Genomic DNA, 13,713 nt, shown 5'->3' with positions numbered 1-13,713 from the left:
GATTATCCCTCATGTTGTAATTGGCGACTTAAGGCATGCAGAGCGTATTTAATCTCTTCATTTTGATTGTCTTTGATCAGTTCTATCATGCTAGGCTGAGCCAAGTATTCGTTGCCCATGATCGCCGCGATGGCCGCGCTCATCACACGATACGTTAAGGTTTGTTCAGCAGCAGAGAGAAACGGTGTGAGCATGGAAGCGATATCACGCCCTTGGGTTAAGTGCTGGTCCATTGCCTTGGGGAAATGCTGCCATAACCAAGATTCAAGGTTAGCTTTTAACAAAGGTAAGTTCTCTTGTTTATCAAGATGATGCGCTTTTATTACCCACCAAGAGCCTTGCTGAGCATTAAATGGCGCGTGCGAGGTGTTGTCAAACGTGACTAAGTGGCCTTGGCCACCATTATCTAATGCAGCCAATTGATTGATATTACCCGAAAACTGGTTCACTTCTGATTGGTCCATTCGCGCTAACATAGCAATAATGACCGACCTATCGTAAAAGCGAAACATCACTTCCTCGCCTTCTAATCCGGCAATTAATAAACTGCGAAGATGCTGCAACACTTCATCGCCCACGGCATGGCTTGACAGCCCAATACCCTGTTCAAGTAACGCTTCAGGGAGCGACAATACCGATTCAGACACAGGGATTAACCATGGTGAGAGTGCCATCACCTCAGTAAACATTGCACCATAAAACAGAGGCACGGCTTCTTCAAATCCAAAGCCCCCATTTTGCTGTAAGGCCTGCTTATGAAGCTTGCGATCAACTAACCAATAGCGATGGTTTTGCTGCTGTTGAAACCAAGACAGGATCATGACGGTTTCCCCTGCGTAGAGCATAATCTTACGGCTGGCATATGGGCTTGCTCTGCGTTTAATAACGCTTGGTAAGAAATGGTTCGAAGAGCGGCTGGCATGGTTTGGTCCTTTTTCGTGAATCGCATCGCATAATGTAATGACTCACTAAGCAAAAGCAATGCCAGTGTTAAATTATTATATTTCAATAGGTTAACTTTTGCTTTTGACTACTTGAGCAATAAATTGCTCCGCTGGGCAAAAACTTGCTTAACCAAGCACGATCTGACCGAATTTTTGCTCGGTTCAGTGCTCTCTCACCGACAAGAGATGTAACTGCACAAGCGTCGTCAATCCTAAGCCATCTCATCATTGACAGAACACGTAAAGTTCACCGCACAGCTTAGATTCCAGCCTCGCCAATTAAATGTTAACATCATCACATCTAAAACTGCGGTGGTTATCAGTAAACCTTGTTGATGATTCTCATAAACATCAATAAAAACTCTCTTCCTCCACCAGCAGAATTTTTACATTAAAAGGCAGTTTTCAAATGGTTAACAACACAATTCAATGGTTTCCGGGACACATGCATAAAGCACGTAAGGAGATCGAAGAGGTCATTCCGCAAGTTGATGTGATTATCGAAGTGTTGGACGCTCGTATCCCGTTTAGCAGCGAGAATCCACTTATCTCCCATTTGCGTGGTAATAAACCGTGTGTGAAGGTACTCAATAAACGTGACCTAGCAGACCCTGAAATGACGCAATTGTGGATCGACCATTTTGAGAAAGAACAAGGGGTGAAAGCAATGGCGGTAACCACGTCTAACCCTCAAGAAGTGCATAAAATCATGGAGCTTTGCCGTAAGTTGGCACCACATCGTGAAGAAGTGGGGAAAAATATTCGCACCATGATCATGGGTATCCCGAACGTCGGTAAATCAACCATCATCAATACGTTAGCCGGTCGCGCTGTGGCTCAAACAGGTAACCAACCCGCCGTTACTCGCCGCCAACAACGTATCAATTTGCAAAATGGCATTGTGCTGTCCGATACTCCGGGAATTTTATGGCCTAAAGTGGAAAACCCGCACAGTGGTTTTCGCCTAGCCGCAACGGGGGCAGTAAAAGATACTGCAATGGAATATGAGGATGTAGCCTTTTATACTGTTGAGTATTTAGCGCAAGCTTATCCTGAGCGTTTGCAAGAGCGTTATCAAATCGATGAGCTACCTCAATCTGATGTGGAATGGATGGAAGAAATTGGCCGCAAACGTGGTGCTCTGCGCCCCGGTGGCCGTATTGATCTGCACAAAGCTTCGGAGATCCTACTGCATGAATTGCGCCAAGGTATTCTCGGCCAAATTACTCTTGAACGCCCTGAAATGATCACCAAAGAGTTAGTGGAAGTGGAAGAACGAACGGCTAGAGAAGCCGAGGAAAAAGCAGCCAAAAAAGTAGAGCGTCGTAAACGTTATTTGCGTAATAAGCGCTAAATTCCTCTCGGATCCCTTCTACGCTACACCTCATTTCTACTATTACCATCAGGGCGGTCAATGATCGCCCTTTTCATCAGAACAGACAACTGCATGCTGTTTGCTATTTCTAGCTGACATTATCATGACAAATCAATACAGGTTTTTTATGCGCTACTTCTATAGCATGAAGGAACCTTCTGATGACACTCAAGTCATACCACCATTGTTTATTTTCTCCTTGATATGGAATTGTTCATGAAAAAGCGTTGGGCCATCGCGGTAATTAGCGCCGCCTTAATCAGCGGGGGCTATTACCTAACTACCAATAGCAATGAATCTCTCTCGGCTTTCCCCACTCTGACGGTCGAACAGGGAAATATTGCCAAACAGGCAATCGCTGTTGGCCAAATCGTGCCAGCTCACTCGGTATCTATAAAATCGCAAATTGAGGGGATTGTCGGTGAAATTTATCATCGGGTCGGTGAACAAGTTACCTTGGGCACGCCTTTGATCAAAGTGCGTCCAAATCCAACACCGCAAGCGTTAACCGACGCAACCACTGCCTTAATGCAAAGTGAGGCGAGCTTAGATTCCGCCAAACAGACGCTGGCAAACTTGCAGCAGTTAGTTGAACAAAAGATTGTGCCGGAAAACTACGGTGAGCTAATCCAAGCAAAATCAGAGCTGAAATCAAAACAAGCCGAAGTGCAACAAAAAAGGCAGAACCTTGAGCTGATCCGCAGCGGTGAAGCATCGGTTGGCGATTCGAAACTCACGTCCACACTCGTCGCCCCCATTGATGGCACCATTTTAAACCTAAAAGTGGAAGTAGGAGAGCCGATCATCTCCACTGCCTCAAGCCAAGCGGCAACTGAAATGATGTCGATTGCCGATATGAATGACATGATTTTCAAAGGCAGTGTCAGTGAACATGATGCGGCACAACTCGCCGCAGGGATGGCCGTCAACTTAACGTTAGCACCGTATCCAGAAGCAGAAATCAGCGGCGTATTAAGCAAAGTTGCGGTTCAATCTGATAAGTTGAATAACCCTAGTGATACTAAAACGACTAGCTTTGATAATGGATTTGAAGTGGAGATTAACCAGATTCGCTTTCCTGACAATATGGTGATTCGCTCGGGCTTTTCTGCTACCGCACAGATCACATTAAAGAGCGTGGAAAACGTCATCACCATTCCAGAACGCGCATTACGATTTAGCGGTGAAAAACCTGAAGTCTTGATCCCAGATCAGTCAGAACAAGGTTACCAAGTGCGCGCCGTAACCTTAGGTTTGTCCGATGGCATTAATGTGGAAGTGATTGCGGGTTTATCAGCGGAGGATGTGATCATCGACAACAGTTTATTCGGAGGCAAAGATGACCACTAAGCGCCCTTTTCAACGTAATGCGCTAGCAGCCGCGCTAATGACGTTCTGTGGCGCGGTGACTTTTTCAGCTCACGCCATCACTATTGAACAAGCTTGGCAAGCCGCCAAAGCTTTTGACCCTACTTATTCACAAGCACAGATCCAATCTCAAATCAGTGAAACAGAGGTCCGAAGTACCAAAAGTGCCTTGCTGCCTTCTTTTAGCCTCAGCGCGGATACCTCATGGGATGACGATGGCAACAACACTAAAGGCTATGGTGCCACATTAAATCAAACCATTTGGGATAGCGCTAATTGGGCACAGCTCGACCAATCTCAAGCAAGCTATGTGGCATCACAATTAAAAGTGAAGACTGCACATAATGAGCTGGCTGCAACATTACTGTATGCCTATCTCGATCTCGCCAGCGCACAAGGCGATCTACAACTTGCTGAGCAAAAGTTCGTAGAAGGTGCAAAACTGCTGAAGATTACCGAGCAGCGCTACAAAGCAGGAAAAATTCGATCAACGGCATTGGAAGACATGCGTGCTAACCACGTCGATGAGCAAGCCGATATACTCAGTGCGCAAGCCGCTCTAGAAGAGAAAAAGTCAGCCCTTATCGCGCTCATCAATCAAGACCCACAGCACATTGACCAAATTAAAACGACCGACCTCATTGAACCGCCAATGCAAGTCAGCAGCGAAACTGAATGGTTAAAGCTTGCGCAGAATAACAGCCCTGAGTTATTGGCTGCCCAGCAGGAAGTCGCCGCTTCTGAATTTGGCCGAGATGCAGCCAAAGCCAAATATTATCCCACCTTATCTGGCAGTGTTTCTTACCAAGACAATGATCAGGGTCGAGATGGGGATCTCAGTGCAGGTTTAAGCTTAAAAATTCCGTTGGATTTGAATGGTTCCACGCGCGCCACGGTCGATCAGGCTGCGCTGCAAGTCTTAAACGCCAAGCAAGTACTGCGCAAGGTAGATATCGAGATTAAACGCAAAATTCAAAGTGGCTTTAGCCAAATCCATCTGGATTGGCGACAAGTGGAGATGGCTCAGTTACAAGTCCGCTCAAGAGAGCAAGCTTTAAAAAGTAAACAAACCGTTTATGAGTCAGGAATGACTGAAGCTTCTGATTTGATTGACGCCCATAACGCTCTGTTTAACAGTAAAAACAGTCTACAACGGCGATTGTACCAATATTGGAAGCAGCGGATTGGCCTGCTGCAAGCTGCTGGGCAGTTAGATGATGACGTGATCGCTTCGCTCTCTCAGGCTCTGCACTCATGATCTCAAGCCTACAGCAAGTCGTGCAAACGCTGCTTGCCCATCGGCTACGCAGCGCCCTCGCGGTCATTGCTATCGTTTGGGGTATTGTTTCGGTTTTAGTACTCGTTGCCTTAGGTGAAGGATTTTATCGCGTCAATACACAATCTTTCGCGCTGTTAATGAGTGATACACAGATGGCTTTCCCCAGTCAAACCACCAAACCATGGCAAGGCCTTGCGGCAAGACGAGCGATTACCCTTTCAGAGCCGGAAATGCGCGCTTTGGCACAGCACCCAAACATCAGCGCCTTATCAGTTATCTACGGAAAATGGGATGCTAAAGTGACGAATGTAAAAGGCCGAATGCTTCCCGGTTACGTCAGCGGGATCGACTCTCAATTTTTAGCATTGCGCAACTTGCAACTGACCGCGGGGTCACGCGGCATTCACGCCAGCGATCAGCAAAACCATTCCCGAATTGCGGTGGTTGGTTGGCAGTTGGCACAAGTTGGTCAGCTATCTATTGGTGATACGATCAAAGTCAATACCATTCCCTTCTCGGTTGTCGGCATTACTCAGCAGCAAGAAGGGGGCATTTCTATAAACAATGAAAACAGCCAAGTGATGATCCCAAGCAGCGCTTTTACTGATCTTTGGCAAAGTGAGCCTGAATTTTTCCTTGTGCAGCCCGCCGCAGGGATACCAGCAGCGGTATTGCGCATGAACATCCTCTCTTTCTTCGCCAAACAGAAACATTTTGATCCGAGCGATACTGAGGCCATAAACCTACCGGACTTCAGCAGCGGCGCTCAATTTTTCAATGCCTTGTTTCGAGGTATACAACTATTTTTAGGGGCAAGTGGAGCGATGACGCTTGCGGTCGGCGCTTTGGGCGTCGCCAATATCATGTTCCTTTCTGTCACGGAAAGAACGCGGGAAATTGGTGTGCGTTTAGCCATTGGCGCAACACCGAAGATCATTTTGCGCCAGTTTATTTTAGAAGGTGGGTTGCTAGTGGCATTAGGTGCAGTGTTCGGAATGCTCCTCTCCTATCTGGTGGTGCGATTACTGAATTACATCGGCTTACCTGATTGGCTCGGCGAACCAGTCATCACTGTGCCAGCTCTAGGCTGGTCACTGCTCGTCACCACGTTGTTTGCACTGCTGGCTGCTTATTTCCCAGCAAAGCGTGCCGCCAATCTCACCCCCGTCATCGCATTAAGTGCGAGGGCTTAATAATGATGTTACCTATCAGGCAAATTTATCAAGAGATGGCGGCCGAAAAACTACGCTTGCTACTCACTATTTTAGCGGTGGCTTGGGGCACACTTTGCATCGCCACCATGCTCGCAACAGGCGAAGGATTACGCCAAGGGCTGACACGCTCATCACAAAGTGGCAATGGCAATTTACTCTATGTGACCGGGGGTTATGCCAGCCAGACCGCCGGACGCTTTTTTGAAGGGAAAGCCCTCTCTTTGCAAGCGGATGATGTTGAGCTTGTTCGCGCACTGCCCTTTATCCAACGCGCTGAAGTCAGCGCACAATGGGATAAACGCGTCAGCAATCAAGACAATGGCACCTGGCAGCGCCCACTAGCGGTTAACCCAGAATATCAGTCTTTAACTGGTATTGAGATAGCCAAAGGAGGGCGATGGATCAACCCGCTCGATAATCAACAGCAGCGTAAAGTGGTTGTACTCGGTTATAACGCCGCAGTGCAATTGTTCAATTCTGAGGATGGTTGGAGTTGGCTGGAACCCCAGACGCTGAGCATAAACCCTGTAGGTCAATTGATAAAAATAGGTGATGAAAACTTTACCGTTATCGGCGTGATAGCGCAGACAAGTGCAGAGGTAGAACAAGGAACCCCTATTGACTACGCGGTATTTGTGCCTTTTCGCACTTGGCAACGTTTTAACCCCAACGCAGCGATTGCAGCGATCAATGTGCAGCTCAATGCCACGGTTGATCGCGAAAAAGCCGCGCAAGTGATTAAGCAAGTGATCGCCAGAAAGTACGGTGCCAGTGCTTCAGACACGCAGCTCTTGCAAGTCGAAGACATGCTATTGAGGCAAAAAAGCATGCGCCGTTTCTTATTCGGTCTACAAGGCTTTTTGGGCATTATTGGGCTTATTACCCTCGGCGTAGCAGGCATTGGTATTGCCAATGTCATGTACGCCACGGTAAAACGATCCACGCGAGACATCGGTGTACGAATGGCCGTCGGAGCTACGCCAACCACTATCAAACTCCATTATTTAGTGCAAGCCTTGCTCACGATGTCACTTGGCGGTTTAGCTGGCTTAGGATCCACTTACGGGCTGATCACCTTATTAAGATACGCTCCCTTAGAAGGCAATATGCTGTTTGAGCAATTAGGGAAACCCTTACCCGAACTGTCGTTTTCGATTGTCTTTCTTGTGATCGCGGCGCTGGCGATTGTCGGTGTGATTGCCGCGTGGTTTCCCGCCAATCGCGCGGCTAGCATTACGCCATTAGAGGCATTACAAAGTGAATAAACAAAACTTACCAAACCTTGTTCAATTGACCAATATCAGCAAGCACTATCGCAGTGGTGAAGAGTTGGTCAAAGCATTAGACGGCGTTTCGCTATCGATTCAAAAAGGCGAATTTCTCTCTATTCTAGGGCCATCAGGCTCGGGTAAATCAACCTTAATGAATATCCTCGGTTGCTTGGATGTTCCTACATCGGGTGAATATCAGTTGGACGACAAGGCGGTCGCCTCGCTCAGCAGCCATCAATTGGCTCATATTCGTAATCAAAAAATTGGCTTTGTTTTTCAAAGTTTCAACCTGCTCGAATACGCTAATGCTCTCGATAACGTTGCCCTACCCTTGGTCTATCGCGGAGTAAAATTAAAAGAGCGCCGAGCACGTGCAGCAACACTATTAGAAAAAGTGGGGCTTGGCGATCGCATGCAGCATAAACCCAACCAGCTCTCGGGGGGGCAAAAACAGCGGGTGGCGATTGCGCGCGCGTTAGTCAATGATCCGCAAATTATCTTAGCCGACGAACCGACAGGTGCGTTAGATTCAAAATCAGGCGCTGAAATTGAAGCCCTGTTCAATGAGCTTCATCAAGAAGGACGAACGCTTATTGTCGTCACTCACGATCTCGCATTAGCGAAGCGAACTCACAGAATAGTGAATATCAAAGATGGGCAGATTTTATCTGATGAACGCGTTGATCACGCAACAAGGCAGCCATAAATAGCTCAACGCATTATAAGAAGTTATAAAGTGAACGAGAAAGACGAAGCCGTTCCAGTTCGCCTTTCTTAGTTCATTTTTTCTTTGTTCTTTCTTTGTTGGTTTTTTCTTTGGATCCTATTGAGAGATACCCGCCAATTTCAGCAATACCGCTTCGAGTTGATCCCATGGCATGAGCTGTGAGTCAATCACTTCTAAGCGTGATTCAAACCCTTCTAAGCTCATCTCATTCACTGAAACGACTCCTTGGTTGATGTTGAAGGCGTAACATCCTTTATCGGTATTGACGACCGCCTTAACACGCTCAGCGGTCAGGGCACTCAGCATAGAAAAGAGCTCATCAAAATCAAAATGGTATTCAGCGCCGATTAACCAACCACAACTGAAATAACCTTGGCCCCGATTTTCTTTGCGCACAAACGCTTTACCCGGCTGTAAGGCAAACTGTGGTTCTAACGAAGCATGATGATGGTGATGCGCTTCAATATGAGTAGAAGCTGCGCCGTGAAGACGTTCAATATCTAATAATTCTAAAGGCAACTCACCTTGCTTGACTAACTTGCTAAAAATCTTCGCGGGTGATTGATCAGTTACCCAGTCATTAAACGCATCCACATCAGCACTAGTGCATTGATCCACTTTGCTGCCAATCACCACATCACCACTGGCCAATTGGTCATTAAAATTTTGGTTGGATGTGTATTTTTCATTACGCAAGTTGCGCGGATCCACTAAAGTGATCGTGGCTTTTAAATCGACATACGGTGCATATTGATCAGAAGTTAAAGTCGCCACCACTTGTTTAGGGTGTCCAAGCCCTGTTGGCTCAATTAATAGACGATCGGGTTTTTGCCTAAGTAAGGCGTTAATTCCAACAGACATAGGAACACCCGCGGTACAGCACATACAGCCGCCCGGTACTTCTTTGATCAGCGCGCCTTGGTCAGACATCATCGCCCCATCAATACCAATTTCTCCAAACTCATTAACTAACACCGCCCACGTTTCATCAGCAGGTTTATTCTTCAATAAATTCAAAATGGCCGTCGTTTTTCCTACACCAAGAAAACCGGTAATAATGTTAGTTGGTACTTTTTTTGTCATGTCAGCACTCCTTTTGCGGCAGTATATACCGAAATAAGAAGCCAGTGCATGGTTTGCCAGTTAGACAGGCAACAATGAGCCGAGGTACATAAGCGACAAAAGGCGCACTACGGTGAGCGCGCCTTTCCCCTCGTAACTCAATCGTGAGTTCGCGAATCGGGAGGACTATAGATGCAACCCGATCATAAACGAGGACATAGAATTGAAATATTGCTGATTCCATCCAAATTGTAGGTAAGGCTTGAATTCCTCCCTGTACGATATCTGAATCTGCCTTACGCTTTAACTATGGTTCATTTGGCTGGCTTAGCAAGGTTCAATCTCTGTTTTTTAACTCATTTTTAACTCAGATCTCGTTTTTAGTAGAGAATCTCTCTATCTTCCAGATATGGAAATCTACATTGCAGCTTTGACGCTATAGTTAATCACTTTGGCGCGTATAATTCTGTAACAAAATATGTTCACATTTTACCAATCGAGGCCCTTTTTTACATGACCAAAAGAGAGAGATTGAAACAGTCACTGCTTGCAAAAGTTCCAAAAGATACGATTAACCAATTTCTCTCGAAGGACAAAACACCACTCTCAATCCTTTTTCTTTCGCTCATTGTCGGTATTCTTGCTGGGATTATTGGTACTTACTTTGAAGCCGCTGTGCACTTGGTTTCGGAAACACGCACCGAATGGTTGAGAAGTGAGATTGGCAGCATACTGCCACTTTGGCTGGCTGCTTTTCTTATCAGCGCGGCGTTGGCATTTATTGGTTATTTCCTTGTACACCGTTTTGCGCCCGAAGCCGCTGGTTCTGGCATTCCTGAAATTGAAGGCGCGATGGATGGTATGCGCCCCGTTCGTTGGTGGCGAGTACTACCAGTGAAGTTTTTTGGCGGTATGGGCGCGTTAGGTTCTGGGATGGTTTTAGGACGTGAAGGGCCCACGGTTCAAATGGGGGGAGCCATTGGCCGAATGGTGTCGGATATTTTCCGCATCAAAAATGATGATACCCGCCACTCACTCTTAGCGTCTGGCGCAGCTGGAGGCTTAGCTGCCGCATTTAATGCGCCGCTGGCGGGCATCATGTTTGTGATAGAGGAGATGCGCCCGCAGTTTCGCTATACCCTCATTTCAGTACGTGCCGTCATTGTCTCTGCGGTGGCGGCAAATATCGTCTTTCGAGTGATTAATGGCCAACATGCTGTGATCCAGATGCCGCAATATCAAGCACCAGAGCTGGCTTCACTGTGGCTGTTTCTGCTGCTTGGGGGACTGTTTGGTATTTTCGGTGTGCTATTCAACCGTTTAATCACACTATCACAAGATATTTTTGCCAGAATTCATCGCAATGATCGTAAGCGATATTTACTCACGGGTTCACTATTGGGAGGCTGTTTTGGCTTAACTTTATTGTATATTCCTGAATTGACTGGGGGTGGCATCTCACTGATCCCTAATATCACCAATGGTGACTATGGTGCCGCTATCTTGCTGCTTTTGTTCATTGGTCGTATTTTTACCACCTTGATCTGCTTTGGTTCTGGTGCTCCGGGCGGGATTTTTGCGCCAATGCTGGCATTAGGCACGCTGTTTGGCTACGCCTTTGGCCTGATTGCGCAAGAACTGTTACCACAATTAGCGATTGACCCAGGAATGTTCGCCATTGCAGGCATGGGTGCACTGTTTGCCGCAACGGTTCGCGCACCCATTACAGGTATTTTGTTAGTTATTGAAATGACCAATAATTATTATTTAATTTTACCGCTGATTATTACTAGCCTTGGCGCGGTTATTTTCGCTCAATTACTTGGCGGCCAACCCATTTATAGCCAGTTGCTTCATCGCACCTTGAAAAATGCCAAGCTGCAACAACAAGATCTTCCACCAAAAGAGTAATCGTGAGACTCATGAATATTGACTCCGCTGCGAATTGTTATGTCTAAGTAACAAATTAGAAGGTGAGATGTTGCACCACAACTCGATAAACTTGATAATGCGCTCGTTTGCTGGCTGCTAGAAATACATTATTCATTTTCTAGAGCAAATGATGACATGGAGTTTATCGTTGAACTGGAAAAGGTTAATTCAAGTACAAAGCACACCGCCCTCTCAAGCGGCGCTAGCATTAGGTGTGATCAGCCTCGGGCATGCGTGGGCGCTTTATATTCCCTCGGTCGGTCTCATTATTCGCCCCTATTTGGCACTGCTCGGTGCATTATTACTGCTGCCTGTCTTGCTAAAATACCTCACCAGCTTCAAGACATTCATGGAGGACATTCGCCACCCTCTTTCAGGTAGCTTGATGGCTCCAATGAGCATGACTTTACTGATCCTAAGTGATTATCTCGCTTTAATTTCACCGATGATTGCTTATCCTATTTGGTTTACCGCGCTCTTGCTGCACTTCACCATGATGCTGCTTTTCTTCAGTTTTCAGGCCATGAACTTTAAAATCAGCCATATTGTACCAAGCTGGTTTCTTTATCCGGTTGGGTTAATCAGTAGCTCGCTCGCTGGCACGCAATTTGGCCACACTGTCTTTTCAGAAACACTCGTCTCTGTCTGTATCGCTATCTATTTTTTTATGCTGCCGTTAGTGTTATATCGTTTGGTGTTTGCTGGAATGTTACCTAAACGCGCACGCCCAACACTCGCGATTATGGCTGCACCTATTAACCTCACCCTCGCGACGTATTTGGTCAACTTCCCTCATCCTGATCCAATATTAACAGGCGCACTGGCTGGCATTGCCATCACCATGACACTGCTTATTTACCTTTGCTATATCCGTCTGCTCAGGCTCAAGTTTCAACCGTCTATTGCTGCTGTGACCTTCCCTTCTGTCATCAGTGCTATCGCCATGCATCGTTTAACCACCTTCTTTGAAGGACAGTACCCGCAATGGCACTGGTTACATCAATTTGGGTTATTTGAATTGACTATTGCTACTTTCTTAGTCGTTTGGGTTTCTATTGGTTATATAAAAATGTATTGGCCTGAATTATTTGCTAATAAATAAAAACCTAATATTTATCTTTAATTAAAAATTAATTAGGGCTGGATAAGCCTAGGCAATGACGAACAATATAAAAGACACTATACCTTAATTTGCAATAGCAGCCAAAATAATAAAAACTCACTCGTGACAATTTTAAATTAATATTCAATATATCCTTTGTCAGCTGGCATTTAATTAAAAACATATAAAGGATATAACCATGAATTCACGTAAGTGGAAACACGAACTACCGGCTTCTATACAATCTAGAATTGACTATTTTATCAATGATTTGATTAATGCAAATGCTAACGGAAAACATCTAGTCCTAGGGAAAAGGCCAACAAAAAACGACATAGTGTTACAAAGTAATGATTATTTAAGCTTGGCTGATCATCCATTAATTAAAGCACGGCTGAAAAATGCCATCGATAAAACACATGATAGTGTTTTTATGTCCGCTATTTTTCTACAAGATGAAGAGTCTAAACCTTCATTAGAAACGAAATTTGCAGAATTTGTAGGCTTTGATAGTTGCCTTCTTTCTCAATCAGGATGGAATGCTAATACTGCCTTGTTGCAAGCCGTGTGCGGGCCACAAAGTAACGTCTACATTGATTTTTTTGCTCACATGTCAATGTGGGAAGGTGCTCGTTACGCTAATGCCAATATTCACCCATTCATGCACAATAATTGTGATCATTTGCAAAAACTAATCGCTCGACACGGCCCAGGGCTCATTGTGGTTGATTCGATTTACAGCACTATAGGTACGATTGCACCACTCACCGATTTGGTCACTATCGCCAAAGAGTATGGATGCGCCATTTTAGTTGATGAGTCGCATTCACTTGGCACACATGGCGAAAAAGGTGCAGGACTTGTCAGTGAATTAGGGTTAACAGCAGAGGTTGACTTTATTACAGCTAGCCTTGCGAAAACGTTCGCGTATCGCGCTGGCGCTATTTGGGCGAATAATAATGTGAATCACTGTATCCCTTTTGTGGGTTATCCCGCTATTTTTAGTTCAACTATTTTGCCTTATGAAGTCGAAGCGTTAGAAGCGACATTGGACATTATCAAATCAGCCGATTCTAAAAGAACTCAGTTGCACCGCAATGCACACACACTGCGTCGTGGACTAAATAGTATAGGGCTAAGCGTACGAAGTGAGTCCCAAATCATAGCGCTAGAAACCGGAGATGAACGAAATACAGAAAAAGTTCGCGATTATTTAGAAGAGAATCAAATATTTGGTGCTGTTTTTTGCAGGCCTGCCACTTCAAAGAATAAAAACATTATTCGGCTTTCGTTAAATAGTAATGTCACTGACTCACAAATTGACACCATATTAACCGTGTGTGAAAGGGCCCAAAATGATAGCAGTCTCTATTTCAAGTAAGTCACGCATCGACATACTAAACCAATGGTGCAATCTCAAATAAGAAGGATAAGGTAAG

Annotated in this window: 11 protein-coding genes; 9 read left to right on the top strand and 2 right to left on the bottom strand. The window is 45.6% G+C overall.

Translation table 11 applies throughout. The features are described from left to right. Positions 1 to 2: 2 nt before the first annotated feature. Entirely contained in the window at positions 3 to 845 is an 843-nt protein-coding gene (locus tag PL85_RS03225; RefSeq protein WP_115340068.1) for a DUF4123 domain-containing protein, read from the bottom strand. A 508-nt stretch (positions 846 to 1,353) separates the two neighbouring features. Here PL85_RS03225 and ylqF point away from each other — a divergent pair. The 6 genes from ylqF (at position 1,354) to PL85_RS03195 (ending at position 8,157) form a co-directional block, all read left to right on the top strand. Then, positions 1,354 to 2,298 carry a ribosome biogenesis GTPase YlqF gene (ylqF, locus tag PL85_RS03220; protein WP_064626687.1) on the top strand — a complete coding sequence of 315 codons (945 nt, stop codon included), beginning with the start codon at positions 1,354 to 1,356 and terminating at the stop codon, positions 2,296 to 2,298. 225 nt (positions 2,299 to 2,523) lie between these two features. Beyond that, positions 2,524 to 3,669 carry an efflux RND transporter periplasmic adaptor subunit gene (locus tag PL85_RS03215; protein WP_017045360.1) on the top strand — a complete coding sequence of 382 codons (1,146 nt, stop codon included), beginning with the start codon at positions 2,524 to 2,526 and terminating at the stop codon, positions 3,667 to 3,669. Next, positions 3,659 to 4,945, top strand: a complete 1,287-nt coding sequence (locus PL85_RS03210) for a TolC family protein (RefSeq protein ID WP_088729436.1) — start codon at positions 3,659 to 3,661, stop codon at positions 4,943 to 4,945. Before PL85_RS03215 ends, PL85_RS03210 begins: the two co-directional genes overlap by 11 nt. Next, the gene (locus PL85_RS03205; RefSeq protein WP_064626682.1) at positions 4,942 to 6,159 is read left to right on the top strand and encodes an ABC transporter permease; all 1,218 of its coding nucleotides are present in this window, start codon (positions 4,942 to 4,944) and stop codon (positions 6,157 to 6,159) included. Before PL85_RS03210 ends, PL85_RS03205 begins: the two co-directional genes overlap by 4 nt. A 2-nt stretch (positions 6,160 to 6,161) precedes the next feature. Further along, entirely contained in the window at positions 6,162 to 7,445 is a 1,284-nt protein-coding gene (locus PL85_RS03200; RefSeq protein WP_017046954.1) for an ABC transporter permease, read from the top strand. Further along, a complete protein-coding gene (locus PL85_RS03195) occupies positions 7,438 to 8,157 on the top strand; it encodes an ABC transporter ATP-binding protein (protein WP_017045357.1) in 720 nt (239 codons plus the stop codon). The genes PL85_RS03200 and PL85_RS03195 overlap by 8 nt, the downstream gene beginning before the upstream one ends. 117 nt (positions 8,158 to 8,274) lie before the next feature. Here the strand turns inward: PL85_RS03195 and PL85_RS03190 are convergent, their stop codons facing one another. Next, positions 8,275 to 9,261: a CobW family GTP-binding protein gene (locus tag PL85_RS03190; RefSeq protein ID WP_115340067.1), complete on the bottom strand. Its 987-nt coding sequence runs from the start codon at positions 9,259 to 9,261 to the stop codon at positions 8,275 to 8,277. Between the two features lie 492 nt (positions 9,262 to 9,753). Here PL85_RS03190 and clcA point away from each other — a divergent pair, with 492 nt between their 5' ends. The 3 genes from clcA to cqsA all read left to right on the top strand — a co-directional run bounded on the left by clcA (position 9,754) and on the right by cqsA (position 13,655). Beyond that, a complete protein-coding gene (gene clcA, locus PL85_RS03185) occupies positions 9,754 to 11,151 on the top strand; it encodes a H(+)/Cl(-) exchange transporter ClcA (protein ID WP_115340066.1) in 1,398 nt (465 codons plus the stop codon). A gap of 169 nt (positions 11,152 to 11,320) precedes the next feature. Then, the gene (locus PL85_RS03180) at positions 11,321 to 12,274 is read left to right on the top strand and encodes a TDT family transporter (RefSeq protein ID WP_459559267.1); all 954 of its coding nucleotides are present in this window, start codon (positions 11,321 to 11,323) and stop codon (positions 12,272 to 12,274) included. A 199-nt stretch (positions 12,275 to 12,473) separates the two neighbouring features. Then, positions 12,474 to 13,655 carry an alpha-hydroxyketone-type quorum-sensing autoinducer synthase gene (gene cqsA, locus PL85_RS03175; protein ID WP_017050024.1) on the top strand — a complete coding sequence of 394 codons (1,182 nt, stop codon included), beginning with the start codon at positions 12,474 to 12,476 and terminating at the stop codon, positions 13,653 to 13,655. Positions 13,656 to 13,713 lie beyond the last annotated feature (58 nt).

Source organism: Vibrio anguillarum, from assembly GCF_001989995.2.
GTDB classification, from domain to species: domain Bacteria; phylum Pseudomonadota; class Gammaproteobacteria; order Enterobacterales; family Vibrionaceae; genus Vibrio; species Vibrio anguillarum.
The sequence above is the reverse complement of the archived record's forward strand: the minus strand, read 5'-3'. Positions and strand labels throughout refer to the sequence as shown.

Excerpts from the sequence above, each read along its gene's own strand:
- PL85_RS03205 (WP_064626682.1), top strand. The coding sequence starts at position 4,942 with ATGATCTCAAGCCTACAGCAAGTCGTGCAAACGCTGCTTGCCCATCGG.
- PL85_RS03190 (WP_115340067.1), bottom strand. The coding sequence starts at position 9,261 with ATGACAAAAAAAGTACCAACTAACATTATTACCGGTTTTCTTGGTGTA.
- cqsA (WP_017050024.1), top strand. The coding sequence starts at position 12,474 with ATGAATTCACGTAAGTGGAAACACGAACTACCGGCTTCTATACAATCT.
- ylqF (WP_064626687.1), top strand. The coding sequence starts at position 1,354 with ATGGTTAACAACACAATTCAATGGTTTCCGGGACACATGCATAAAGCA.
- PL85_RS03210 (WP_088729436.1), top strand. The coding sequence starts at position 3,659 with ATGACCACTAAGCGCCCTTTTCAACGTAATGCGCTAGCAGCCGCGCTA.
- PL85_RS03215 (WP_017045360.1), top strand. The coding sequence starts at position 2,524 with ATGGAATTGTTCATGAAAAAGCGTTGGGCCATCGCGGTAATTAGCGCC.
- PL85_RS03225 (WP_115340068.1), bottom strand. The coding sequence starts at position 845 with ATGCTCTACGCAGGGGAAACCGTCATGATCCTGTCTTGGTTTCAACAG.
- PL85_RS03200 (WP_017046954.1), top strand. The coding sequence starts at position 6,162 with ATGATGTTACCTATCAGGCAAATTTATCAAGAGATGGCGGCCGAAAAA.
- clcA (WP_115340066.1), top strand. The coding sequence starts at position 9,754 with ATGACCAAAAGAGAGAGATTGAAACAGTCACTGCTTGCAAAAGTTCCA.